The organism is Clostridium sp. LXY-7, from assembly GCF_056172015.1.
The window spans coordinates 12,343-36,943 of sequence record NZ_JBLLJL010000002.1; the positions used below are offsets into that span (position 1 = coordinate 12,343).

Below are 24,601 nucleotides of genomic sequence, written 5' to 3' on the forward strand. Positions count from 1 at the left end.
TAATTAATGCTTTTACAATTAAATATTTCAAATTTTGCTCTTATTGAGAATTTATCTGTGGACTTTTCAAATGGATTTAATGTTCTATCTGGTGAAACAGGAGCAGGAAAGTCTATATTAATTGATGCTATCAATTTTGTCTTAGGAGGAAAATTCAATAAAAATTTAATACGAGTTGGAGAAGAAAAAACAGTAGTTGAAGCGGTATTTTCCATTGAAAATAGAAAAACTGAGGAAATATTAAATGAATTAGAAATAAATCATGAGGGTTTAGTAATAATAAGTAGAGAAAGCTTTCATTCAGGAAAAACTATAGCTAAGGTTAATAATAAAAGCTTACTTTTGGCTAAAGTAAAGCAAATTAGTGAAACTCTTTTAGATATTCACGGACAACATGAAAATCAAAATTTATTAGATAATTCAAATCATATTGTTTATGTGGATTCTTTTGGAGAAGAAAAACTTAGTACAACTTTAGAAGAATATTCTAGCTTATATAAGAATTATATGGAGCTAGAGAAAAAAATAAAAAATCTTCAGGGAGATCATGGAGAAAGAGAAAAAACTATAGATTTTCTAAAGTTTCAAATTGATGAAATTATCTCTATTAATCCTAAAATAAATGAAGATGAAGAATTAAATGAAAAATTTAATCTTTTAGCTAATGCTGAAAAGATTAAAAAATCACTTAATATTGGGTATACTATATTAAAGGAAAGTGATGAGAATAGATATTCTATATTAGATTCACTAATGTATGTATTAAGAGAACTAAAGTCTGTTGAAAAACATAATGAAGAAATAAAAACAATAGCATCTTCATTAGAAGATAGTTACTATATACTTCAAGAGGATGTTCAGTCAATAGGTAGTATTATGGATAAAGTTTATTATGATGAAGGCGAATTAGAATATATCAATTCTAGAATATATCAACTATCCAACTGTAAGAAAAAATATGGTGCTACTATTGAAGAAGTTTTAGATTATAAACAATCTATTGAAGAAAGATATTATGAGTTAGTTAATAGTGGAGATATTATAAATGAATTATTGAAAAATCAAAATGTAATTTTAGAAAAATTGGACAATTTGTCTATTAAATTACATGAGTTGAGGATGGCAGTAAGTGAAAATTTAGAAGAAGAAGTTAAAAAACAACTAGATTATGTAGGATTAGAAAAAAGTACATTTAAGATTCAAGTGAATGCTACAAATAATTTAGGTGAAAAAGGTAGAGATAAAGTTCAATTTACTATATCTACCAATCCAGGACAGCCACTTCAACCCTTAGAAGAAATAGTCTCAGGTGGAGAACTTTCAAGAATAATGCTGGCTCTTAAGACTGTGTTTGTTGATAAGGATGAGATTCCATCAGTTATATTTGATGAAATAGATACAGGCATAAGTGGAAGAATTGCTCAAAGAGTTGGAGAAAAAATGTTTGTGATATCAAAGACCCATCAAGTTTTTTGTATTACTCACTTACCACAAATTGCGTCAATGGCAGATAATAATTATTTGATAGAGAAAAATAGTACCGAAAGTAATACATATACTGAAATAAAAAGATTAAAAATCAGTGAAGTTCAATTAGAAATAGCTCGTATGATAGGTGGAAGTGAAGTTACATCTATAACCCTTGAGAATGCTAAGGAAATGATAAGCTTAGCTAAAGGGTTAAAAGAAAAAATTTAATTTATAATAAGCACATAAGATAAATTACTTAATAATTGGCAATATTAAAAAAAAGATGTTTTATGTAGATATATAAATTATAGTAATGTTATTATAAAATACATATTGAAACTAAAAAAATAGAACTATAGACTAGTTAGTTGCAAGTCTATAGTTTTTCTATATACAATGAAAAAAATGCAAGTTGTAAAGATTTTTGGTTATAAATGAAATATAAATATAACATAAAAAAGTTCTTATGAGGGTAACTTAAAAGTAAAGATTTTAATTAGGAGGTGTAGCATTATGAAAAAAATTCTGAGACTTTTCTGTTTGATGTTTGCTGGTCTTTTGCTATTTGTTTTTTCAAGTATTACAAATAACAATATCTTTGCAAGCAATTTATATGGAAAATTAAGCCCAATAGCATACTGCTCTTATAGCAATATAAGTAGTAAAAACTATGGTAATTTTTATAATATTCAAAATGTCAGTTCGATGAATAAGAAGAATGCTAGAACTTCCGATATAATGGTGTATCCTGGTGGGAAATCCTTAGGAATAAAAATAAGTACAAAAGGAGCACTAGTCATAGCTTTATGTGATATAGAAGCTGTAGGGGAAAAAATTAAAAGTCCTGCATTGGCCTCAGGTATAGCCGTAGGTGATAGTGTAATGAAGATAGATGGAAAAGAGGTTTCATCTTCTGAGGATATTGCTACATTAGTAAACAGATGTGATGGTAAAGATATAACTGTATTAGTAGAAAGAAAAGGAAAAGAAATGTCTTTTAAAGTTATACCAGTTATGAGCAAAAATGATGATAAATATAAGATAGGGTTGTGGGTAAGGGATTCAGCAGCTGGAGTTGGAACTTTAACTTTCTATGATGATGAAAAGAATATCTTTGGAGCCTTAGGTCATCCCATAACAGATGTAGATACTGGAAGCATTATGACCATTAATAAAGGAGAAGTAGTATCATCAAATGTAGTATCCATAAAAAGAGGAGTTAGAGGTAATCCTGGAGAACTTAGAGGAGTATTCACTAATGCTAATGGATCCTTAGGAAAGATAGTGTGTAATACTGAATGTGGAGTCTTTGGTAAAGGTAATAATGGATTAATTAGTAAGAAATTTAATAAAAAACTAAAAGTTGCATTTAAAGAAGAAGTAAAGGTGGGAAAAGCTCAAATTATAACTACTATTGAGGGAGAAGAACCAGAACTTTTTGATGTACTAATTGAGAGAGTAATTAATCAAGAAGAACCAAGTACAAAAAGTATGGTAATTAAAATAATTGACCCACGATGCTTGGAAAAAACTGGGGGGATAGTTCAAGGAATGAGTGGAAGTCCTATAATTCAAAATGGTAAGATTGTAGGAGCAGTGACACATGTGCTAGTTAATAAACCTGATACTGGATATGGAATATATATGGATTGGATGATTGAAAAATCTAATAGTGTAAAATAGAATTTATTGTATAAATTGTAATCGAAAAATCTTTTGTAGAATTAATTTTAAATTCTACAAAAGATTGTTTTTTATACGTTACAAATACAATATATAAAAATATGTTACAATAAAATATTTTTTTATTAAATATAGAAGGATTTCTTATAGTCTTGTCGAAATATTTAATTAAGTTTATATGGTAAAAATTACTAGAGGAGAGTTGATTTATGGATCAGAAAAATATAAGTGTACTTATCGCAGATGACAACAAGGAATTTTCCAATATCTTAAATGATTATTTTTCAAATCAAAGGGATATAAATGTAGTTGGCATGGCAAAAAATGGTATTGAAGCATTGGAGTTAATTCAATCAAGAAAACCTGATTTAGTAGTACTAGATATTATAATGCCATTATTAGATGGGTTAGGGGTTTTAGAAAAATTAGCAACAATGACTTTGGATCCTATGCCTCAAGTTATAATACTTTCTGCAGTTGGACAAGATAAAATAACACAGAGAGCTATTACTTTAGGTGCAAATTATTATGTAGTTAAACCATTTGATATGGATGTTTTTACTGATAGAATAAGACAGATGTTTAATAATACAATATCTGATGAGGATCCAAGAAAAACAATAGTGGTAAATTCACCTAGTGAAGTCAGACATGGAAACAATACATCTCAAAACAGTCCTTTAAATTTAGAGGCAGAGATAACGAGTATAATTCACGAAATAGGAGTACCTGCCCATATTAAAGGATATAGTTACTTAAGAGAAGCTATAACACTTGTGGTAAATGATATGGAATTATTATCTGCAGTTACAAAGGAATTATATCCAACTATTGCAAAGAAATATAATACTACTGCTAGTAGAGTGGAAAGAGCTATCCGCCATGCAATCGAAGTAGCATGGAATAGAGGACAAATTGAGACTATAAACAAGCTATTTGGATATACAATTCATAATAGCAAAGGTAAACCAACAAATAGTGAGTTTATAGCAATGGTGGCAGACAAGCTTAGATTAAAGAATAAAGGATGTTAGTCAGTTTGAAACATATGGCACACCAATAAACTATTTTTAGAATCAATAGACTATTCGTTTATTAACTAATAGTTTATTGAATTTCAGATACACCTCTTAGTTAATTTATAATTAAGAGGTGTTTTGTTATAGAAGTCAATAAAAATTTCTTTTAGGAGTTAAGGTGTAGTTGAAGATATATTAGTTAAATATGTAATAAATATAAATTAAAAGGAGAAAATGTGATAAAATTAATGTAATAAGTATTTATTTAAACTAAATTTATATTTTGAATAAATATAAGAAATCTTTTAGTTATAAATTAAATAATAATTCGTAAGGAGGTCATTTATATGAGACTTAAATCCATTGTTATTACAGGAACACCACTTGGAGTTGCTACTATTGTTTTCATTTGGTTGTATATTTTGAAATGTCCAATAGATTTATGTATTATAATCTCCTTCTTTAGTGGTATTATTGGATTATTTATTGTTATATGTATTTCACGTCTATATTATGGTAAAGAGAGCAGATCTAGAAAGATTTTTCGTCTATATGACTATCCTAAATATTATCATTATTTAGAAATTTTAATAAGCAGATTAGATGATAGATACACTTATGATAAAGTTAGTCTTTTAGAAGAAAAAGGATTTATCAGAATTTATAATGGAAAAAATATAATTTATACTTTATCTATAGACGATGGATTAATTATTAAAGAGCATCTGAATAATCTTCAAACTACTATTTATTTTGAACACGAATTAGAATCTATAATGGATAGAATCAATGAATATAATAGGCTATAAAGATTTAATAATAGCATACTGGGATGTCTTAATTGGCATCCTTATTTTTATGAAAATATATAAGTAGAGAGATATAGATCAATAAGATAAGAAAATTATATAGTCATAATATTTTTAAAAAAGTCATACATATAGATAAATAAATAATACAAAGGGGGAATATGTATGACATTTAGAAACATTACAAGTAATTTTAATAAGCACTTTCATGAAAATATAGGATTATATTTATTAAGTGTATTATTTGTTTTCACAGGTATAATCTTAGGAATGTATTGTGTAAAATATTTAGGCAATGAAGAGAGAAATACTATAGTTAAATATATTGTCTCATTAAGTAATTCTTCATCTCTTGAAGGAATTAACAATAAAGCCATTCTTATTGAAGTTCTGAAAAATAATCTTCCAATAATATTAGGATTTTGGTTTTTAGGATTAACTATTGTTGGAATTCCAGCAATTTTATTTTTAGATATCGTTAAAGGGTTTTCTCTAGGATTCACCTTTAGTTTTTTTATATATTCAATGAAAAATGGAGGGGCTATGTTATCTATTTTAGGAGTGCTTCCACAAAATTTAATATATATTCCCTGCACAATATTGTTTTCGGTACTAGCTATTGAATTTTCCTTAAATATGTTTAAGGAAAAGTTGAGTAAAAATTTAAAAGGAAGTGACGGATATAGTATTGCTACTTATAGTATGTTATTCTTATTCACTATAGGAATAATGTTTATAGGTTTTTTTATAGAAGTATTTTTAACTCCATATCTTATGGCTTTTGCATTGAAGAGTATAGGTGTATAAGCCATGGACATGGATGTTAAGAGCTTTATTAGAACATATATAAAATGTCTAATTATACTAATTTTTATGGGAATTATTTTGCCTAAAGTTTTTGAAATAGGATTGAATTATTTTGCAGGTAGTGCAAATATATACGAAAATAGTAAACTAGTTTATAAATCTATTAACAAACAGATAGAAATATTGTATAATTATTTACACCTATTTATGTTGTTTTTAATTTAAGTTGTTATAATTTTAATGCTTTTATGATATTATAAAAGGTGCCACTATTAAATTTTTATGTTATGCAAATTTAATGGTTAGGCACTTAATTTGTTTTAATAATTAATTAAAGATTAATTATAGTTATTTAAGCAAATTTAGAGTGGATAATTGAAAAATAAAGATACATACTTAATATTATAATATAAGTATGTAAATTAAAAAAGTTGTAGAGGAAGGAGAGTATCATGAATAGAAAAGTAGTTTTAATAATATTAGACAGTGTAGGAGTAGGAGAGCTTCCTGATGCAAAAGCTTATGGAGATGAAGGAAGCAATACTTTAGGAAATATAGCAAAACATATTGACGGATTTACATTAAACAATTTAGAAAAATTAGGATTGGGATTAATAGAGGGATTAGATAGCATTAATTCTATAGAGAGCCCAATTGGTGCTTATGGTAGATGTGCAGAATTATCTAAAGGTAAGGACACAATAACTGGGCATTGGGAGATAGGTGGAGTCATTTTAGAAAATCCACTAAACACTTATCCAAATGGATTTTCTAAAGAGATTATGGATGAATTTGAAGAAAAAATTGGTAGAAAAACTTTAGGTAATGTGGTTGCTTCAGGTACAGATATAATAGAAAAACTTGGAGAGGAGCACATGAAGACTGGATATCCAATAATATATACATCAGCAGATAGTGTGTTTCAAATAGCTGCTCATGAGGATATAATTTCAATAGATGAGTTATATAAAATGTGTCAAATTGCTAGAGATATGTTAGTTGGAGATAAAATGGTGGGTAGAGTTATTGCAAGACCATTTATAGGTAGTGGAAAAGGAGATTTTACTAGAACTAGCAATAGACATGACTATGCTCTTGAACCTTTTAATAAAACTATGCTTGAATATATCAGTGAAGCGGGTCAAGAAGTTATGTGCGTGGGTAAAATAAAAGATATATTCACTGGAAAAGGTGTTACTCAATCAGTATCTATTAAAAATAATATGGATGGAGTGGATAAAACCTTAGAGTTTATGAAAACTCCTAATAATGGATTGATATTTACTAATCTAATTGATTTTGATATGAAATATGGACATAGAAATGATGTAGAAGGTTATGGTAAGGCTTTAGTTGAATTTGATGAAAGAATGCCAGAGATTATGGAAGCATTAGATGAAAACGATGTACTAATAATTTCAGCAGATCATGGTTGTGATCCAACTACTGAGAGTACAGATCATTCAAGGGAATATATACCTGTTTTAGTATATGGAAAAAATCTAAAACAAAACGTAGAACTAGGAACTAGGAAAGGTTTTTCAGATATAGGTAAAACAATATTAGATTTACTTCAAATTGAAAACTCTTTAATAGGTGATAGTTTTATTAGTTTATTAAAATAAATATACAACAGAGGAGAATTTAAATATGGATTTAAAAGTTATAAAAGAAAGTGTTGATTTTATAAAAAGTAAATTAAACTATGAGCCAGAAATAGGAATTATTTTAGGTTCTGGATTAGGAGATATGGCAGATACAGTTGAAGAGAGAATAGTAATAAAGTATTCAGAAGTACCAAATTTACCTGTATCTACAGTGCATGGTCATGCTGGTCAATTTGTCATTGGGAAATTAGGCAATAAAAAAGTAATAATGATGCAAGGTAGATTTCATTATTATGAAGGTCATTCCATGGCTTCATTGGCCCTTCCAATTCACATAATGAAGTATATTGGGGTTAAATCCTTAATAGTTACAAATGCTTGTGGAGGAGTTAATACAAGTTTTGAACCAGGTGATTTAATGTTAATTACAGATCATATTAACTTTACTTCTTCAAATCCGCTTATTGGTAAGAATGAAGAGGAAATAGGACCAAGATTCCCAGATATGTCTACTGCCTATGATAGAGAGTATTTAAACCTAGCTAAACAGGTTGGGATAGAAATGAATATGAAATTAAAAGAAGGAGTTTATATGATGTTCACAGGTCCAGTGTATGAAACTCCAGCTGAGGTAAGATTTGCAAGAATAGTTGGAGCGGATGCTGTTGGAATGTCTACAGTACCTGAGGTAATAACAGCTAATCATTGCGGATTAAGAGTTTTAGGTATATCTTGTATAACAAATATGGCAGCAGGAATTCTTGACCAGCCATTAAATCATGAAGAAGTAATAGAGACTTCTGCTAAAGTTAAAACTAACTTCATAGCATTAGTCAATGGAATAATTGAAAAGATGTAATGTAAATAATCTAGACACAGTAGTACTATTGCTACTGTGTTTTGAGTTAAAAGTATGCTTTAGGAGGTGAAGTTTTTAGTAAAACTAAAAACAGAATATTATGAGAATGTATGATTTAATTTTAAAAAAGAGAAATGGGCTAGAATTAGCCACAGAAGAAATTAATTATTTTGTAAATGGATATACAGATGGAAGTATTCCAGATTACCAAGTCTCTGCGTTGTTAATGGCGATTTACTTTAAAAAAATGAATGAAAGAGAAACATCCGATTTAACCATGGCTATGGTTAATTCAGGGGACATATTAGATCTTAGCGATATAGATGGAGTAAAGGTCGATAAACATAGTACTGGAGGCGTAGGTGATACTACTACTTTAGTACTAGCACCTATGGTTGCAGCCTTAGGAATACCTGTAGCAAAAATGTCCGGTAGAGGTCTTGGGCATACTGGAGGAACAATAGATAAATTAGAATCATTTAAGGGATTTTCAGTTGAAATGCCAAGAGAGGAATTTGTTAATAATGTTAATACTCTAAAAGTGGCACTAGTAGGTCAAACTGGACAATTAGCTCCTGCAGATAAGAAGCTATATGCTCTTAGAGATGTAACCGCTACTGTAGATAACGTTTCACTAATTGCTTCTAGTATAATGAGTAAAAAAATTGCAGCAGGTGCAGATTGCATAGTTCTTGATGTAAAGGTTGGGGAAGGTGCTTTTATGAAAACTCCAGAAGCAGCAGAAGAGTTAGCTAAAGCTATGGTATCTATAGGAAATAATGTGGGACGTAAAACTGTTGCAGTTATTTCTGATATGGATCAGCCTCTAGGATTAGCTATTGGAAATGCTTTAGAGGTTGAAGAAGCTATAGATACTTTAAAAGGTCATGGACCAGAGGACTTAGTTGAGCTAGTATTGACATTGGGAAGTAACATGGTAATGCTTGCTGGAAAAGCATCAAATGAAGAAGAAGCAAGGAAGTTATTGAAAGATACTATAACTTCAGGAGCTGCTATAAAGAAATTAAAAGAGTTTATTAAAGCTCAAGGTGGAGAAATAGATTGTATAGATAACCCATCCTTATTTCCTAAAGCTAAATATGTAGTTCCAGTATTGGCCGAAAAAGATGGAGTTGTTAAAAAAATTCATGCTGAAGCCATGGGAATTGTAGCTATGGAATTAGGAGCAGGTAGAGCTACTAAAGAAAGCATAATTGATTTAGCTGTAGGAATAGTTTTAAACAAGAAAAGAGGACAAAAAATAAAAAATGGAGATGTCCTTGCATATATTCATAGTAATGAAGAATCCTTAGTCGAAAAGGCAAAAGAAGGAATATTAGAAAATTATGAAATAGTAGACGAGTATGAAGATAATATTCCATTAATTCACAATATAATAAGATAGCTTTTAAAAGATCAGAAAATTTTTTCTGATCTTTCTTATTTAAGGATAATATAAATTATTTGGGTAAAAATAATTTCATAATAATTACTTTGGAGGTTAGTTATGAAGAAAAAGTATTTTCTAAGTGTAATATTATCTTTAATTTTTACCATACAAGTATCCATAAGTCCTATAGTACTTGCAAATCCTGAAAGAGGTGAAAAAAAAGAGGGGAAAGAATCTACTAATGCTGTAGGTTTTGAACCTCAGGCAAAATCAGTGATATTAATTGAACCTAATTCAGGAAAGGTCATATACGAAAAAAATTCTCATGAGAAGTTTGCACCAGCATCTGTAACTAAAATTATGACTATGCTTTTGGCTATGGAAGCTATAGACAGTGGAAGAGTAAGTCTTACAGATAAAATAGTTTGTAGTGAAAAGGTAAAATCTATGGGCGGAAGTAGTATGATTCTGGATACAGGAGAAGTTAGGACCGTAGAAGAAATTTTAAAGGGAATCGCCATTGCTTCCGGAAATGACGCGGCAGTTGCTATGGCAGAATTTTTAGAAGGTAGTGAAGAGGCTTTTGCAGTAAAGATGAATGAAAAAGCTAAAGAGTTAGGAATGAATGATACTAGTTTTAAAAACTGTACAGGATTAAGTGCAGATGGACATATGACCACGGCATCAGATATATCCAAAATGTCTATGGCTCTTTTAAAGCATCCCACCATATTAAAATATTCTTCTATATATATGGAAACTATTTCTGAAGGAAGGAATACACCTATAGAATTAGTTAATCATAATAAATTAGTTAGATTTTATAAAGGCTGTGATGGTTTAAAAACAGGATTTACTCAAGAGGCTATGTATTGTATATCTGCCACTGCTCTTAGAGATGGCGTTAGAATGTTAGCTGTTATAATGGGAGCTCCAAGCTATAAGCAAAGAAATGCAGATGCTAGTAAATTAATGGATTTTGGATTTGCAAAGTATCAAAGTAAAAAATTGGTAGCTAAGGATGAAGAGGTAGAAAAGATTCCTTTAAATAAAAGTGGAGATAAATTTTATATTGCTAAAGCCAAAGATGATCTTCAAATCATCTTTGAAAAAGGAACAACAGGAGACATAACTAAAAAACTCTCTATAAATCCTGACATAAAGAAAATTAAAGCTGGAGACGTAATAGGAAATTGTGAATACTATATGGGAGATAATTCAGTGGGTAAGGTTGAGCTATATAGTGATAGAGATGTAAAACAATCACAAATATTAAATAATATTAAAGATATGTTTACAAAATTATTCGAGCACGCAGTTTAATAAATAGAAAAACTCCTATATAATACTTAGGAGTTTTTCTATTTATATATTTGTTTATAAATGATACAATTAATGGGAGTACAATTAAGGGGGGATTATATGGATATAGAGCAAAGAAAAAAACTCATACTTAGTGGAAATATGTATAAAGCTATAATAACGTTAGCAATTCCTATAATGATTAATAATCTTATACAAACCTTATATAATTTAGCAGATGCATTTTGGGTAGGGAAAATTGGCTCAGTAGAGGTTGCAGCCACGGGATTTGTATGGCCAGTAAACTTTTTATTTATTTCTTTGGGTATGGGTATATCTATTGCGGGAACTGCATTATTATCTAGATTTATTGGAGCTGGAAAAAATGAAGAAGCAAATAGTTATGCTAGCCAGCTATTAGTTTTAGCGTTAATTTCTTCAGTTATATTTACTATTATAGGTGTAATTATAACTCCTACTGTGATTAGACTTATGGGAGCAGAGGGAATGTTAGCAGTCCACAGTATAACCTATTTGCAAATTGTATTTTTTGATACACCACTAGTTTTTATTTTTTTTGTTTTTAATTCAATAATGATAGCGCAAGGTAATACTGTAGTTCCAACAGTATTAAGTGGAATAAGTGCGGTATTAAATGTTATACTTGATCCTATTTTTATTTTCACTTTTAATTTAGGAGTAGCAGGAGCTGCTATAGCAACAGTACTATCAAAGGCTGTATTAATAGTTGCTATAATATATTTTTTAAAAGTAAAAGGTAGTGTTATTAAACCATCCTTTAAGAACTTTAGGTTTAATAAAAATATAATAAAACAAATTTTAAAAGTAGGAGTTCCATCGGCTTTAGGGCAATCAGGATCAGCTGTTGGGTTTATGATTCTCAATGGATTTATTGTTTCCTATGGAACAGCTACCATGGCAGCCTTTGTTGTAGTTAATAGGATTACTTCACTTATAATGCAACCAGCTATGGGAATAGGAGCTGCATTGACAACAATAGTTGGGCAAAACTTAGGAGCTAAACAGGAGCAGAGAGCTGAAGAAGGATTTAAAAAATCTATTAATTTTACAGTGATATTTTCAGTCATAGGATGTATATTTTTATTAATATGGGACACTCAAGTAATTAACTTTTTTATGCAGGCAAAGGATGATATAGAAGTAATAGAGCAAGGAATAACGTTTCTTTGGTATATTACAGCATCAATGCCATTAATGGGGATATTTAGTGTGCTACAAGGGGTATTTCAGGGATCAGGACATACGAAGTACTCTATGGCTATGGAGATTGGTAGACTGTGGCTTGTGAGAATACCTATGATTTTGATGTTTAAATATATATTTCCCCAAGTTGGAGCACAAGGTATATGGTTTTCTATGAGTTTTAGTAATCTAATTGTATGTATATATGGATATTGGATATATAGAAAAGGTCATTGGAGAAAGAATGTTATACAAAGTAGAGAGATTATTTTAGAGGCATAGACATGCATGGAATTTATTAAATATATAAACTTGACCTCCTTAGAGTTCTAATAGCTAAGGAGGTCAAGTTTATATAGGTGAAAAGCTTGAACAGTTAGTTTCAGTATACAATTGAACATTATTAATGCCTGTTACATTAATACAATCTAGCTGACAAAGATTATTTTTATTATAAACGCAGCTATTTACTTTACATATCAAGCAATGGCATTCCTCACCGCCGTTGGTACTATTAGTTAAATCACTATAGTTTCTCTTATCTAAGAAAGAACTACAGCAGGTATCAGAATCACTTTGAGATCCTCTTCCATTAATATCTACACGAGCAGCATAACAAGTACGAGATTTATTGTGAGAACAATTTTCAACACTACAAACAATAGAATTCATTTTTCTACCTCCTTTTATTCTAATATTAGTATTTCCAGAGATAGTTCAGTTATAAGTAATTTTGATTAATTAAAGTGAATAATTTATGGTATTATATAATAGAAATAATAAATAAAATATGTGATGGTGAGAAAATGAATAAATTATTATTGGCAGAAAAACCTTCTGTAGCTAGAAATATTGCAGAAGCATTAGGGTGTAAAACAAGGAAAAATGGATATCTAGAAGGGAATGGATATATTGTAACTTGGGCATTTGGTCATTTACTTACCTTATTTGATTGTAAGGATTATGATCCCAAATTGGCATTATGGAGTTTTGAAAATTTTCCATATATACCTGAGAAATTTAAATATAAAGTGAAAAATCAAAATGATAACAAGAATGCAATTGATGAAGGAGCTAAAAAACAACTTGAGATTATCCATGAACTTATAAATAGAGAAGATGTAGTAGAGATAATATCGGCTACGGACTTTGATAGAGAAGGTGAACTTATTGCCTTATTAATATTTCAATATTTAAAGGTTAATAAACCTATATATAGAATATTAATTAATGAATGGACTCCAACAGAAATTAAAAAGGGCTTAGAGAATCTAAAGCCTGATGAAGAAATGAAATGGTTACAGGATGCTGGGATTAGTCGACAATTAGCGGATTGGGTTATTGGTATAAACTTTACTTCTATAGCTACTATGAAATATACAAGAGGTAAGGGAAATATACTTAATATAGGAAGAGTATTAATGCCTACTCTTAAAATGATATATGATAGGGAAATGCAGATAAAGAATTTTAAAGTGGAGGAATCCTTTGAGCTAAATGCTACCTTTAAAAACGAAAGTGGTAGCTATAAAGGGAAATTCTTTCATGGGAAAAAAGATAAATTTTCTAATAAAGAAAGTGTTGAGAGACTAAAGGATGAAATACAAGGAAAACCTGGAAATATAATAGAAAAGAGCGTGGAGATAAAAAAAGAAAATCCACCTAGTTTATTTAATTTAAGTAATCTGCAAGGATATGTAACAAGTAAATATAAAGGGTTCACTGCAGACAAGGTATTAAAAGTAGCACAGAGCTTATATGAGAAGAAGCATATAACGTATCCTAGAACTGAAAGCACTGCATTGGAGGAGAGTATAGTTGATAAGGCAAAAAATGTTTTGCAGGTATTAAAAAAAGATTTAAATTTTAAAGATGAGATTATTTTTAGTGTTTCTAAAAAGGTATTTAATAATGAGAAGGTAGAGAGCCATAGTGCCATTATCCCCACATACATTATTCCTAAAAACTTAAATCCAGATGAGAGAATCGTATATGATGCTATTAAAAATAGATTTATTTCACAATTTATGCCTTCAGCAGAATATGAAAATACAGAAATTATTACTAGCGTACTTGGAGATAATTATGAACGATTATTTTCTACTAAAGGTAAAATACTAAAAGAAAAAGGCTGGTTTAAACTTTATGATGAGAATAAAAAAGATGAATTATTGCCACCAGTAGAAAAGGGTCAGGAAGTAAAGATGGTGGAGTTAAAGGTAACGAGTAAAAAAAGTAAACCACCTGCACATCATACAGAAAAAACTTTGCTAAAAGCAATGGAAACCTGTGGAAAGAATAACAACAGCAATGAAGAAGATGAAAAAGAGGAAGAATCAGAAGTGTTATATGGATATTCTATAGGAACTGCAGCTACTAGAGCCGAAACCATAAATAAATTAAAATATGCAGGGTATATTTTAGCTAAGGGAAAATCTTTATTGATTACTGAAAAAGGAAATAAGTTGATTGAAACCTTTCCTTTAAAGGAGTTAATGGATACTGATTATACAGGAATATTAGAAAAAAAGCTTTATGATATTGAAAAAGGTAATTTCAAAAAAGAAGATTTTTTAAATGATATTTTTAAATTCACTAGGAATGGTGTGATAAAAATTAAAAGACATAGAAGTGAGCTTATTTGTGATACTAGAGAAAAGACTGCTAAGGAATAAACTATTTTCATCAAATTAAGTATTTAATTTAAAAAATTTAGTGCTTTAATTTGTAAGATTATAATTTAATAAGGAGGGATTATAATGTTAACTTATTTAATTATATTTATGGCAAAGATATTAGAGGTTTCTTTTGCCACAGTACGTATGGTATTACTTACAAGAGGAGAGAAGTTATATGCTTCAATCATTGGATTTGTAGAAGTAACAATTTGGTTATTAGTAGTAGGAAATGTATTAAATGGAATTCAAGAGGATCCAATAAAAATTGTAGTATATGCATTAGGATTTTCATGCGGAAATTATCTAGGTTCATTAGTAGAAGAAAAATTAGCGTTAGGAGTTATAACACTTAATGTTATTGTATCAGAAGAAGATGGAGAGGTACTATTAAAGTATCTAAGAGATGCTGATGTGGGGGTAACATCAATTCAAGGTGAAGGTCTTAATAGTAAAAAAATACTTCTTATGATACATGTAAAAAGAAAGAGAAAAAAAGAAATATTAAAGCTTATTGAAGATTCAGATGTTAAATGCGTGGTTTCAATAACAGACACTAAAACTGTATATGGTGGATATGGAATAAGAAAATAGAATATATTTTAATTTATAAGAAGTGACTCTATAGAAATAATTAATAAAAGCTGTACTCTTCATTATTAGAGTACAGCTTTTATCGTATAAATCATATCTTATAGATAACTAAAGGGAAAGTAACACCTATTTGTTTAAGTACATATATATATCATATATGTTGCAATCTTCAATAGTTAATATATAAAAAATCCTTATGAGCTATATTTAAATATATTTATTGCAACTATATTATGAGGATACTTAAGGAGGAAAACTATGCAAACTAGAAGTGAAAGAAATTTGAAAGGAATAGATATATCACATTGGCAAGGGGAGATGGATTTTTTAAAAATAAAGTCCAATGGAATTAAGGTTGTCTATATCAAAGCAACTGAGGGACTTAATTTTATAGATAATTATTTAACAAAGAATTATGAAGGTGCAAAAGCTCAGGGATTATTAGTAGGATTTTATCATTACTTTAAACCAAGTGTAGATGCTAGGGCACAAGGAAGGTTTTTTGTCAATTCTATTGGTAAAAAAAAATATGATTGTAGATTAGCATTAGATATTGAAGTTACAGATGGGCTTAAGTCGGAGGATTTAACTGCAATGTGTATAACTTTTTTAGAGGAAGTTAAGAAGCTAACAGGAAAAGAAGTGGTTGTATATACTTATACAAGTTTCGCAAATACAAGTTTAAATAGTAAATTAGCAGCTTATCCACTATGGGTAGCTCATTATAATGTAACTACTCCAGGTTTAAATAAAATTTGGAATGATTGGATAGGATTTCAATATACAGATCTAGGAAGAATTACAGGTATTAATGGCAGATGTGATTTAAATGAATTTACAGAAGAAATAATTATAAATACAGATAATAATGTAGAAAAGAATTTAGAAAATATTAGTATAAAATCTATTAATTATAGAATAAAAAGAGAAGAGTCATTAGCTATGATAGCTAATAGATAAAGTATAACTTGATAAAGGTCAACTTATGAAACTGGAATATATAATCCAAGTGTATATAAATAGACATAAGTAATTATATAGATGAATAAATGAAAAATACTTGAATGATTAATTAAGATGTTGCTTAGTTAACTTAAAAAATTTACCCTAAGAAAAGTTTTTCTTAGGGTAATAATTTTAAAAAGCCAATCTATTTCCATATTGGTAATAATAGAAAGTTATAAAATATAGCCTAAAAATTAAATTTATTCCATTGAGGAAATAATCCATATAGACCGCCTGTATGGATAAATAAAATATTTTTAGCATTTTTAAAAGTTCCTTTTTTTATTTCATTTACTAATCCGTAGAAAGCTTTACCAGTATAGACAGGATCCAGCACAATTCCTTCTAGAGCCGCTATTTCTTTGATAAATTCTATTTGTTCTTTAGTTGGAAATCCATAACCTTCTCCTACATATCCATCAATTATACAAAGTTCTTCACTTTTAATTACTTTATTAAAATCACAATAGGCTCTACTTTCATTTATTATTTCAAGAGTTTTATGTTTAAAATATTCTGCTGTATCACATATATTAATTCCAGCTATTATAGATTCATTATTATTTAGCAATGTATTTCCAAGCACTAAGCCACCATAGGTGCCAGCAGAACCAACAGTAACGCCAATTACATCGAATTTTACGTTTAGAGAATCCTCATCTTTCATTATTTCCTGCATTCCATGAAAGTATCCAAATAAACCAATACCATTAGATGCACCTTCAGGTATTATGTAGGGTTTAAAACCATCTTTTTCATATTGATTTTTAATTTCATTCATCATATCAGTTCTATGATTTTTATATTGATCAGGAGTTATAAATTTTATTGTGGCATTAAATAATTTATCTAATAGAAGGTTGCCTTGATAAACTCCATCATCTTCTCCTCTTAGAAGAAGAACAGATTTTAAACCTAGCTTAGCAGCACATTGAGCAACAGCCCTACAGTGATTAGATTGAGAGCCACCACATGTTATAAGAACATCACAGCCATTATCTAAGGCTTCTTTAAGTGAAAATTCTAGCTTTCGTATCTTATTACCAGACACCTCTATTCCAGTACCATCATCTCTTTTAAGAAATATATTTACCCCCAATTCTTCAGAAAGTTTAGGGAGTTTCTCTACTTTAGTTGGTAAATTTGCTAAAGATATTCTGTCAGGTATTTTAATCATAATCAATTCCTCCTTTGATATATTCATATTTAATTATATCAGAGTAATAGGAGGGTGTACCAATAAAGATTTAAACAAAGTAAATAAAAAAAAGTTTCCTGAATATACAGAAAACTTTTCAATATTAAAGTATTAGTTTTAAGCATTTATTTCCTCATCTATAGCCTCTAAATTATCAGACCATAGATATTTTTTAGTTTCGCTTACAATTACGCCATTAAGTGCAAGCAAGCATATTAAGTTAGGTATAGCCATCATTCCATTGGCAATATCTGATAAGTTCCAAATTACATTTAGGTTGAATACACTACCTACAAATACCATAATTACATAAACAATTCTATAAGGAATAATTGCCTTTTTACCAAATAAATATTCCATAGCCTTTTCAGCATAGTAAGACCAACCAAGAATTGTTGAGAAAACAAAGCATAATAGGCCTACTGTTAAAACTATTGGACCAATTACAGGAATTAAGCTAAACGCAGCATGAGTTAATTCTCCACCATTTAGCCCTTTGTTCCAAACTCCAGTATTTACAAGTACAAGTCCTGTCATAGCACAAACTACAACTGTATCCCAGAAAGTACCAGTAGCAGATACAAGAGCTTGTTTTACTGGATTTCTAGTTTGAGCAGCAGCAGCAACTATAGGAGCACTACCAAGACCGGATTCGTTTGAGAACAATCCTCTAGCAATACCAAATCTCATAGCCATAAGCATTCCGCCGCCAACAGCACCACCAGTAATAGCTTTAGGAGAGAAGGCACTTGTTATTATTAAAACTAAGGTCTCAGGAATAGTTGAAGCGGTCATAATTAGTATAATTGTACATCCAGCAACATAGAAAAGAGCCATAAAAGGTACTAGTATATCACATACTCTAGCTATGCTTTTTATTCCACCAATGATAACTATTGCAGTTAAAATAGCCATAACTATACCAGAAGCCCATAATGGAATGTTAAATGAAGTTCTAAGCATGGTTGAAATAGAGTTTGCTTGAACAGCACAGCCTATACCAAAAGCAGCTAAACTTGTAAAAGCAGCGAAAAGAATAGCTAACCATTTTTTACCCATACCTCTTTCAATTACATACATAGGTCCACCAGCCATGGTTCCATCTGAGGTTTTAACTCTGTATTTAACAGAAAGTAATCCTTCTGCATATTTAGTTGCAATACCAAATACTCCTGTAAGCCATGTCCAAAGCACTGCACCAGGTCCACCTAGGGCAATAGCGGTACCAACACCTACGATGTTTCCAGTTCCAATGGTTGCAGCAAGAGCTGTGCAAAGAGCACTGAACTGACTAACATCTCCTTCAGCAAAATCGTCTTTAGTTACAGACAATTTGATAGCTTTAAAGATGTATCTTTGAATGAATTTTAGTTTAAAAGTTAAAAATAAATGAGTCCCGAATAGAAGAATAATTAATGGATACCCCCACAAAAATGATGCAGCATTGCTAATAAACTCCGCCATAATAAAAAAATACCCCCCTGTAAAAAAATTTATATAATATAAATATATTCACAATATGAATATATTATGAATTATATATGAAAAATATTGCAAAAAAAACGTACCCTAAAAATGAAAAATAATTTTGAAAATATACTTGAATTTCTGTAACATTAAGAATTAAGCTGTTTATTAAGTAAGATTATATCATCGAAAAATTTGCAAAACAAGCTAAATTTTCAGAATATTTGAATTTTTGATAAAGTATTTGTAAATCATCACATTAAGAATTATAAAATAGCATTTAGTATTTATAAAAATAAGATTTGTTAAAAATAATACAAAATGAAATAGATAAATTTATAACTTGCAATACGGAGATATGTAAAATATATAAATAATAATTATTATTTGTTGACATAAATTATTTGATACAATATAATAATCACATAGAGATCATAAAAGAAGATTCAGTGAGTTGAATATAAAATGTAAGTATTAGGGAGGAATAATATTATGAAAAAGTTTGTTTGTACAGTATGTGGATATATACATGAAGGAAATACAGCGCCAGAAAGCTGCCCAGTATGTAAAGTATCATCAGATAAGTTTATAGAAAAAAATGAAGGTGCAATAGCTTGGGCAGATGAGCATAGAATAGGAATTGCAAAAGATATAGATCCTGAAGTTATAGAAGGATTAAGAGCTAACTTTGTTGGAGAGTGTACAGAGGTTGGAATGTATCTTGCTATGAGTCGTCAAGCAGATAGAGAAGGGTATCCAGAGATTGCTGAAGCTTACAAGAGAATAGCTTTTGAAGAAGCAGAGCATGCAGCTAAGTTTGCTGAATTGTTAGGTGAAGTAGTATCTGAGGATACAAAAACTAATCTTCAAATGAGAGTAGATGCAGAACATGGAGCGTGCCAAGGTAAAAAAGATCTAGCAACTTTAGCTAAGAAGTTAAATTTAGATGCTATCCATGATACAGTGCATGAAATGTGTAAAGATGAAGCTAGACATGGAACTGCATTTAATGGATTATTAAAAAGATATTTTTAACAAATTATATATTTAAAATAGCATAATATTTGAAACACCATATAAATAATAAGAATTAATAAAAAAGACTTTGCAAATTGCAAAGTCTTTTTTACATGGAGCAGGTGAAGGGAATCGAACCCTCGCCAATAGCTTGGGAAGCTAATGTACTACCATTATACTACACCTGCATAACTATAACTATAATTATATTATACTCCAAATGCATAATATGTAAAGAGTATAATTATAAATTGTTGTAAATAAAGATGCTATGCAGGCATAAAATAGGTTATTTAATTAACAATTTTTGTTAATATTCTGCAATAAATTAGTAATGTAGTCATTAGAAATAAAATCTTGATTTTTTAATTTCCTTATAAATTCTACTAAAGATGGATTTATAAGCATGAATTCTTCTACATCTAAGGGAAGAGAGTTTCTAGTTTCAGCAGCCAAGTCAAAAAATAAATTTAGTTCCTTCTTATTATAGTTAATATCAAAAATATTCGTTAAAAGAATAAGAGTTTCCTTGGGAAAAGCATATCTTTTCCCATTCTCTACATCAGCTAGATAGGTTAAGCTTATATCTAATTTTTGAGCCATAGTTCGAAGGCTCCATCCTTTTTCTTTTCTTCTTTCCTTAATATAATCGCCAAAAGTAATATTATAATTTTCCATAAATAATACCTCCTTATAAACATAGTACGCTTAACAGCTTAATAATTCAAGTAAAAATAGTATATCTACAAATATTTATTCATATAAATATAGAAAAGTTAAAATTATTATGGGGGATATATATGAAAACAAGAAAAGCATTAGGTAATTTTATAATATGTGCATTATTTGCGATCCTTTTTAACATTCTCGTTTTAATTTTGAAAGGAGAACAGGCAGGTATTGAATTTTTAGGAGGATACTTGATTGAACTTAGTTTAAGTTTAGACAATCTATTTTTATTTTTAATGGTTTTTTCTAGCTTTGGTATACCTAGCAGATATCAGAAAAGAGTATTAAATTATGGTGTTTTTGGTGCTATAATTTTAAGATTAATTTTTATATTATTAGGAGTGTCTGTTGTTAACAAGTTTCATTGGGTTTTATATTTCTTTGGAATTTTATTAATACTTAGTTCTCTTAAAATGATATTTAAGGTAGATAAAGAAATAGATTTCAAAAGAAGTTATATATATAAGGGATTAAGATTTATAATTCCATTTACAGATAGTTTAGTTGGAGAAAAATTTTTTGTAAGAAAGAATAAAATTTTATATGCAACACCTTTATTTGCTATACTTCTAATTATAGAGATGTCAGATATTTTATTTGCAATAGATTCTATACCTGCAATTTTTTCTATAACCACAGATCCATTTATTGTGTATACCTCGAATATCTTTGCAATACTTGGATTAAGAAGTTTATATTTTATTTTAGTAAAAATAAATAACATGTTTAAATATGTACAGTATGGAGTAGCTGGCATTTTAATGTTTACAGGTATAAAACTATCTATATTATATTTTAATATAGAGATACCGGTAATGAATTCTATACTGGTAATAGTTATAATACTTATAATAAGTATTATAATTTCCCTCATCAGTGAAGCTATAGCGTGTGTATCTAATAAACTTAATTAAAAGGAGAGAGGAATCTCTCCTGATTTTACATATCAAGCCAATTAGCAGATCCCTTGTAGAAAAACTCAGTGTGTCTACATTTAGGACAAACATATACATCAAAAATTAAATGTTCCTCATAATCAAACAAGGTGGCGAATAATCCTCTATTGTTATCTTGAGAGTCAAACCTGTACTCCTTTAAGTATTTCATTTCATTATTACAGCGGACACAATTAATTAAATTATTATCATTCATAAAAGACAGCTCCTTTTTAGTTTTATTACAATATATATTTATACATATGAGTTCTAATTCCTTTACTTTAGTAGAATTTTAGTTATTATTAGAGTATAATTTTATGGGATAACAACTTATCATAAAAGGAGTAATATATGTCACTTAGTATTAAGATATCTAATTTTGAAGGTCCATTTGATTTGTTACTACATCTTATTAAAAAAAATCAGATGGATATTTATAATATAAGTATTTTTGAAATTACGAAACAATATCTAGGATATTTAGATCAGATGAAGGAAATGGATTTGGATATTACCTCTGAATTTATAGTAATTGCGGCTACTTTAATTGAAATTAAATCTAAGTTTCTACTTCCTAAAAATAAACTAGAAGATAAAGAGGTAGAGGAAAAAGATGAAGCCAAAGAACTAATAGATAAACTAGTTCAATATAAAAAATTTAAAATGGCAGCAGAATTCTTAGGAGAAAAAGAAAGATATTCTGGCATAATGTATACAAAAAAACCTGAAATTATTGAACCTATAAAAAATCAAAAGGATGAGATAAAGAATTTATTTAAGAATATAACTATGATAGATTTATATAATATTTATAATGAACTAATAAAGAATTATAGTGAAAAAATGAATTTAGAAACTAATTTTGAAGATAGAATAAAAGTTGAAGTATATAAAATTGAAGATAAGATGGAAGAACTTAAATCAGCGATATTACAGAAAAGGAAACTTAGTTTTAATGAATTTATTAATAACTCAAAATCTAAAACTGAAATAATAGTAACTTTTTTAGCACTGTTAGAATTAGTGAAGCTTAGAAACGTAGTTGCAATTCAATATGGCAACTTTAATGAGATTTATTTAGAAAGGATAGATACTAATGAATAATATTTCTTTTAAAGAAATTCAGATAGAACAAGAAGGCAATAAAGACATATATTTTTCCATAATTGAATCTCTATTATTTGTAAGTGGGGATCCATTACCACTGGATACTATAGCGTCTATTTTAGAGTGTTCTTTAGAATTTACTAAAGGATTGTTAGAAGACCTTATAAGTAAATACGAGGTGGATGAAAATAGGGGAATAAAGATAGTGAAGTTAAACGAAGAATATCAATTAGTTACAAAGCCTATAAATAGTGAATATATACAGAAATTATTAAAAACTAATGTAAGACAATCCCTTTCAAGAGCTTCCTTGGAGACCCTAGCAATCATAGCATATAGACAACCTATTACTAGAGTTGATATTGAAGAAATAAGGGGAGTAAAAAGTGATAGGGCTATATATACTCTTTTAGAAAAAAGTCTTATTAGGGAAAGTGGAAAGAAGGAAGTCATAGGGAAACCTAATCTTTATGCTACTACAAAGGAGTTTTTAAAGCATTTTGGATTTACATCTTTAGAAGAACTACCATCTATTGAAGAATTTATAGAGGAAATAGAAAATGATAATCATTAAAAATGCTAGCTACATAAATTTATGTAGCTAGCATTTTAGTAATGGAATATATAATTTTTTGATTATTCGCATGGATCACAAGGGTTATATAGAGGACTATTGTGATCATTTGAGTTATTAAAATTTTTTTCAGGACTATTATTTTTAAATAGATCTTTTAGCATATCAACCATTTGAGGAATTGTATCAACTATCTTATCATAAGTATTGTCTTGGTCTACGGGTAATATCCTAATGGAGCCATTTCTAACTACTAAAAAGCCAACAGGTTTTATAGATATGCCAGCTCCAGAGCCTCCACCAAAGGGATGCTTAGGATATGTATCTTTAATATTTCCACAGAATTCTGAACCCCCAGATGCAAAGCCAAAGGATACCTTTGAAATTGGAATGATAGTTGTACCATCAGGTGCAGTCACAGGATTTCCTATGACGGTGTCTACATCAATCATATCTTTGATGTTTTCCATAGTAGATTTCATTAAATTTTCTATTGGATGATTATCCATTATTAAATTCCTCCTTTAAATTATTCCTTACTAATTTTGAGGTTTTCTCATAAGATATCAAATTATATATAGTTTTTACCATAATATAAATTAGTTTAGCTATATTAATAAAAACTATACTGTTTATTTCAATATTAATAAAATTTTTATTGTAATTCATATTTATATAATATTTATATTTTTTAAGATTTAAAGGTAAATTAAGTATAGAAGGTAAAATAGAGAGTAATCCATGTAGAAATCCATAAGAAATAGCTGCTTTAGCAGCATCTTCAAAACCATAATCTATATCTATACTAAACTTTAGATTAAATTTTAATTTATTTTTGACGAATGTGGATAATATTATTTTTCCATGAATTAATTTGAACTTTTTTTCTTCACTTTCTACTTTACTTTTATAATCTTTATTCCGTACCTTATCTTTAGATTTTTTTGTCTTAGGTAAAACTGTTTTATTATATAGTTTCAATATGAAAATATTATTTCTATAAGTTAGTTTTATTTTTATAGGTATGGGAAACAATAATATCAATGTAACTATGGCTAAAATTAAAAAAAATTTATTCATTTAAATACCTCCATAGTTTTATATTTTAAATTATTTCCATTGAGTTA

The 24,601-nt window shown here is 28.8% G+C and carries 24 protein-coding genes and 1 tRNA gene; 17 read left to right on the plus strand and 8 right to left on the minus strand.

Going from position 1 to position 24,601, the window contains the following annotated elements; genetic code table 11:
* The first annotated feature begins 6 nt into the window (after positions 1-6).
* From recN to ACI48Q_RS07005, 10 genes are all read left to right on the plus strand, one after another.
* Positions 7-1,698 carry a DNA repair protein RecN gene (gene recN / locus ACI48Q_RS06960; RefSeq protein ID WP_474918360.1) on the plus strand — a complete coding sequence of 564 codons (1,692 nt, stop codon included), beginning with the start codon at positions 7-9 and terminating at the stop codon, positions 1,696-1,698.
* A gap of 285 nt (positions 1,699-1,983) precedes the next feature.
* The gene (gene spoIVB, locus ACI48Q_RS06965; RefSeq protein WP_474918361.1) at positions 1,984-3,153 is read left to right on the plus strand and encodes a SpoIVB peptidase; all 1,170 of its coding nucleotides are present in this window, start codon (positions 1,984-1,986) and stop codon (positions 3,151-3,153) included.
* 209 nt (positions 3,154-3,362) lie between these two features.
* Entirely contained in the window at positions 3,363-4,187 is an 825-nt protein-coding gene (gene spo0A / locus ACI48Q_RS06970) for a sporulation transcription factor Spo0A (protein ID WP_474918362.1), read from the plus strand.
* Positions 4,188-4,519: 332 nt separating this feature from the next.
* Entirely contained in the window at positions 4,520-4,981 is a 462-nt protein-coding gene (locus tag ACI48Q_RS06975) for a hypothetical protein (protein ID WP_474918363.1), read from the plus strand.
* A 165-nt stretch (positions 4,982-5,146) separates the two neighbouring features.
* Complete coding sequence (gene spoIIM / locus ACI48Q_RS06980; protein ID WP_474918364.1) at positions 5,147-5,788, plus strand: stage II sporulation protein M; 642 nt, start codon at positions 5,147-5,149, stop codon at positions 5,786-5,788.
* Positions 5,789-6,240: 452 nt separating this feature from the next.
* Positions 6,241-7,413, plus strand: coding sequence for a phosphopentomutase (locus ACI48Q_RS06985; RefSeq protein ID WP_474918365.1), 1,173 nt, complete (start codon positions 6,241-6,243; stop codon positions 7,411-7,413).
* 25 nt (positions 7,414-7,438) lie between these two features.
* A complete protein-coding gene (locus tag ACI48Q_RS06990) occupies positions 7,439-8,254 on the plus strand; it encodes a purine-nucleoside phosphorylase (protein ID WP_474918366.1) in 816 nt (271 codons plus the stop codon).
* A gap of 100 nt (positions 8,255-8,354) precedes the next feature.
* Positions 8,355-9,659, plus strand: a complete 1,305-nt coding sequence (locus ACI48Q_RS06995; RefSeq protein WP_474918367.1) for a pyrimidine-nucleoside phosphorylase — start codon at positions 8,355-8,357, stop codon at positions 9,657-9,659.
* Between the two features lie 102 nt (positions 9,660-9,761).
* Positions 9,762-10,967 (plus strand): D-alanyl-D-alanine carboxypeptidase family protein, encoded by a 1,206-nt coding sequence (locus ACI48Q_RS07000; protein WP_474918368.1) that lies wholly within the window; start codon positions 9,762-9,764, stop codon positions 10,965-10,967.
* A gap of 99 nt (positions 10,968-11,066) precedes the next feature.
* Positions 11,067-12,452, plus strand: a complete 1,386-nt coding sequence (locus ACI48Q_RS07005) for an MATE family efflux transporter (protein ID WP_474918369.1) — start codon at positions 11,067-11,069, stop codon at positions 12,450-12,452.
* Between the two features lie 69 nt (positions 12,453-12,521).
* Here the strand turns inward: ACI48Q_RS07005 and ACI48Q_RS07010 are convergent, their stop codons facing one another.
* Positions 12,522-12,842, minus strand: a complete 321-nt coding sequence (locus ACI48Q_RS07010; protein WP_474918370.1) for a DUF1540 domain-containing protein — start codon at positions 12,840-12,842, stop codon at positions 12,522-12,524.
* 134 nt (positions 12,843-12,976) lie between these two features.
* Here ACI48Q_RS07010 and ACI48Q_RS07015 point away from each other — a divergent pair, with 134 nt between their 5' ends.
* From ACI48Q_RS07015 to ACI48Q_RS07025, 3 genes are all read left to right on the plus strand, one after another.
* The gene (locus tag ACI48Q_RS07015; protein ID WP_474918371.1) at positions 12,977-14,845 is read left to right on the plus strand and encodes a type IA DNA topoisomerase; all 1,869 of its coding nucleotides are present in this window, start codon (positions 12,977-12,979) and stop codon (positions 14,843-14,845) included.
* An 81-nt stretch (positions 14,846-14,926) separates the two neighbouring features.
* On the plus strand, positions 14,927-15,439 hold the full coding sequence (locus tag ACI48Q_RS07020) for a DUF2179 domain-containing protein (RefSeq protein WP_474919498.1): 513 nt from the start codon (positions 14,927-14,929) through the stop codon (positions 15,437-15,439).
* Positions 15,440-15,697: 258 nt separating this feature from the next.
* Positions 15,698-16,399, plus strand: coding sequence for a GH25 family lysozyme (locus ACI48Q_RS07025; protein WP_474918372.1), 702 nt, complete (start codon positions 15,698-15,700; stop codon positions 16,397-16,399).
* A 232-nt stretch (positions 16,400-16,631) separates the two neighbouring features.
* Here the strand turns inward: ACI48Q_RS07025 and ACI48Q_RS07030 are convergent, their stop codons facing one another.
* Together ACI48Q_RS07030 and ACI48Q_RS07035 are read right to left on the minus strand one after the other, a co-directional pair.
* Positions 16,632-17,621: a D-cysteine desulfhydrase family protein gene (locus ACI48Q_RS07030; protein ID WP_474918373.1), complete on the minus strand. Its 990-nt coding sequence runs from the start codon at positions 17,619-17,621 to the stop codon at positions 16,632-16,634.
* Positions 17,622-17,759: 138 nt separating this feature from the next.
* A complete protein-coding gene (locus tag ACI48Q_RS07035; protein ID WP_474918374.1) occupies positions 17,760-19,106 on the minus strand; it encodes an alanine/glycine:cation symporter family protein in 1,347 nt (448 codons plus the stop codon).
* 495 nt (positions 19,107-19,601) lie between these two features.
* On the opposite strand from ACI48Q_RS07035, the gene ACI48Q_RS07040 reads away from it, so the two are divergent.
* Positions 19,602-20,144 carry an NADH peroxidase gene (locus ACI48Q_RS07040; protein WP_474918375.1) on the plus strand — a complete coding sequence of 181 codons (543 nt, stop codon included), beginning with the start codon at positions 19,602-19,604 and terminating at the stop codon, positions 20,142-20,144.
* A gap of 96 nt (positions 20,145-20,240) precedes the next feature.
* Here the strand turns inward: ACI48Q_RS07040 and ACI48Q_RS07045 are convergent.
* Positions 20,241-20,314 (minus strand) — tRNA-Gly (locus tag ACI48Q_RS07045).
* Between the two features lie 109 nt (positions 20,315-20,423).
* Positions 20,424-20,804 (minus strand): helix-turn-helix domain-containing protein, encoded by a 381-nt coding sequence (locus ACI48Q_RS07050; RefSeq protein WP_474918376.1) that lies wholly within the window; start codon positions 20,802-20,804, stop codon positions 20,424-20,426.
* Between the two features lie 122 nt (positions 20,805-20,926).
* On the opposite strand from ACI48Q_RS07050, the gene ACI48Q_RS07055 reads away from it, so the two are divergent.
* A complete protein-coding gene (locus ACI48Q_RS07055; RefSeq protein WP_474918377.1) occupies positions 20,927-21,769 on the plus strand; it encodes a TerC/Alx family metal homeostasis membrane protein in 843 nt (280 codons plus the stop codon).
* Positions 21,770-21,794: 25 nt separating this feature from the next.
* On the opposite strand, the gene ACI48Q_RS07060 is transcribed toward ACI48Q_RS07055, so the two are convergent.
* Entirely contained in the window at positions 21,795-22,007 is a 213-nt protein-coding gene (locus ACI48Q_RS07060) for a zinc ribbon domain-containing protein (protein WP_474918378.1), read from the minus strand.
* A 137-nt stretch (positions 22,008-22,144) separates the two neighbouring features.
* Here ACI48Q_RS07060 and ACI48Q_RS07065 point away from each other — a divergent pair, with 137 nt between their 5' ends.
* Positions 22,145-22,897 (plus strand): segregation/condensation protein A, encoded by a 753-nt coding sequence (locus tag ACI48Q_RS07065; RefSeq protein ID WP_474918379.1) that lies wholly within the window; start codon positions 22,145-22,147, stop codon positions 22,895-22,897.
* The gene (gene scpB, locus ACI48Q_RS07070; RefSeq protein ID WP_474918380.1) at positions 22,890-23,474 is read left to right on the plus strand and encodes an SMC-Scp complex subunit ScpB; all 585 of its coding nucleotides are present in this window, start codon (positions 22,890-22,892) and stop codon (positions 23,472-23,474) included. The genes ACI48Q_RS07065 and scpB overlap by 8 nt, the downstream gene beginning before the upstream one ends.
* 62 nt (positions 23,475-23,536) lie before the next feature.
* Here scpB and ytfJ read toward each other — a convergent pair whose 3' ends face one another.
* Together ytfJ and ACI48Q_RS07080 are read right to left on the minus strand one after the other, a co-directional pair.
* Entirely contained in the window at positions 23,537-23,983 is a 447-nt protein-coding gene (gene ytfJ / locus ACI48Q_RS07075) for a GerW family sporulation protein (protein WP_474918381.1), read from the minus strand.
* Entirely contained in the window at positions 23,976-24,554 is a 579-nt protein-coding gene (locus tag ACI48Q_RS07080; RefSeq protein WP_474918382.1) for a DUF2953 domain-containing protein, read from the minus strand. Before ACI48Q_RS07080 ends, ytfJ begins: the two co-directional genes overlap by 8 nt.
* Positions 24,555-24,601 lie beyond the last annotated feature (47 nt).

What these genes read in the sequence shown, in the direction of transcription:
- recN (WP_474918360.1), top strand. Translation starts at nt 7, where the DNA reads ATGCTTTTACAATTAAATATTTCAAATTTTGCTCTTATTGAGAATTTA.
- spoIVB (WP_474918361.1), top strand. Translation starts at nt 1,984, where the DNA reads ATGAAAAAAATTCTGAGACTTTTCTGTTTGATGTTTGCTGGTCTTTTG.
- spo0A (WP_474918362.1), top strand. Translation starts at nt 3,363, where the DNA reads ATGGATCAGAAAAATATAAGTGTACTTATCGCAGATGACAACAAGGAA.
- ACI48Q_RS06975 (WP_474918363.1), top strand. Translation starts at nt 4,520, where the DNA reads ATGAGACTTAAATCCATTGTTATTACAGGAACACCACTTGGAGTTGCT.
- spoIIM (WP_474918364.1), top strand. Translation starts at nt 5,147, where the DNA reads ATGACATTTAGAAACATTACAAGTAATTTTAATAAGCACTTTCATGAA.
- ACI48Q_RS06985 (WP_474918365.1), top strand. Translation starts at nt 6,241, where the DNA reads ATGAATAGAAAAGTAGTTTTAATAATATTAGACAGTGTAGGAGTAGGA.
- ACI48Q_RS06990 (WP_474918366.1), top strand. Translation starts at nt 7,439, where the DNA reads ATGGATTTAAAAGTTATAAAAGAAAGTGTTGATTTTATAAAAAGTAAA.
- ACI48Q_RS06995 (WP_474918367.1), top strand. Translation starts at nt 8,355, where the DNA reads ATGAGAATGTATGATTTAATTTTAAAAAAGAGAAATGGGCTAGAATTA.
- ACI48Q_RS07000 (WP_474918368.1), top strand. Translation starts at nt 9,762, where the DNA reads ATGAAGAAAAAGTATTTTCTAAGTGTAATATTATCTTTAATTTTTACC.
- ACI48Q_RS07005 (WP_474918369.1), top strand. Translation starts at nt 11,067, where the DNA reads ATGGATATAGAGCAAAGAAAAAAACTCATACTTAGTGGAAATATGTAT.
- ACI48Q_RS07010 (WP_474918370.1), bottom strand. Translation starts at nt 12,842, where the DNA reads ATGAATTCTATTGTTTGTAGTGTTGAAAATTGTTCTCACAATAAATCT.
- ACI48Q_RS07015 (WP_474918371.1), top strand. Translation starts at nt 12,977, where the DNA reads ATGAATAAATTATTATTGGCAGAAAAACCTTCTGTAGCTAGAAATATT.
- ACI48Q_RS07025 (WP_474918372.1), top strand. Translation starts at nt 15,698, where the DNA reads ATGCAAACTAGAAGTGAAAGAAATTTGAAAGGAATAGATATATCACAT.
- ACI48Q_RS07030 (WP_474918373.1), bottom strand. Translation starts at nt 17,621, where the DNA reads ATGATTAAAATACCTGACAGAATATCTTTAGCAAATTTACCAACTAAA.
- ACI48Q_RS07035 (WP_474918374.1), bottom strand. Translation starts at nt 19,106, where the DNA reads ATGGCGGAGTTTATTAGCAATGCTGCATCATTTTTGTGGGGGTATCCA.
- ACI48Q_RS07040 (WP_474918375.1), top strand. Translation starts at nt 19,602, where the DNA reads ATGAAAAAGTTTGTTTGTACAGTATGTGGATATATACATGAAGGAAAT.
- ACI48Q_RS07050 (WP_474918376.1), bottom strand. Translation starts at nt 20,804, where the DNA reads ATGGAAAATTATAATATTACTTTTGGCGATTATATTAAGGAAAGAAGA.
- ACI48Q_RS07055 (WP_474918377.1), top strand. Translation starts at nt 20,927, where the DNA reads ATGAAAACAAGAAAAGCATTAGGTAATTTTATAATATGTGCATTATTT.
- ACI48Q_RS07060 (WP_474918378.1), bottom strand. Translation starts at nt 22,007, where the DNA reads ATGAATGATAATAATTTAATTAATTGTGTCCGCTGTAATAATGAAATG.
- ACI48Q_RS07065 (WP_474918379.1), top strand. Translation starts at nt 22,145, where the DNA reads ATGTCACTTAGTATTAAGATATCTAATTTTGAAGGTCCATTTGATTTG.
- scpB (WP_474918380.1), top strand. Translation starts at nt 22,890, where the DNA reads ATGAATAATATTTCTTTTAAAGAAATTCAGATAGAACAAGAAGGCAAT.
- ytfJ (WP_474918381.1), bottom strand. Translation starts at nt 23,983, where the DNA reads ATGGATAATCATCCAATAGAAAATTTAATGAAATCTACTATGGAAAAC.
- ACI48Q_RS07080 (WP_474918382.1), bottom strand. Translation starts at nt 24,554, where the DNA reads ATGAATAAATTTTTTTTAATTTTAGCCATAGTTACATTGATATTATTG.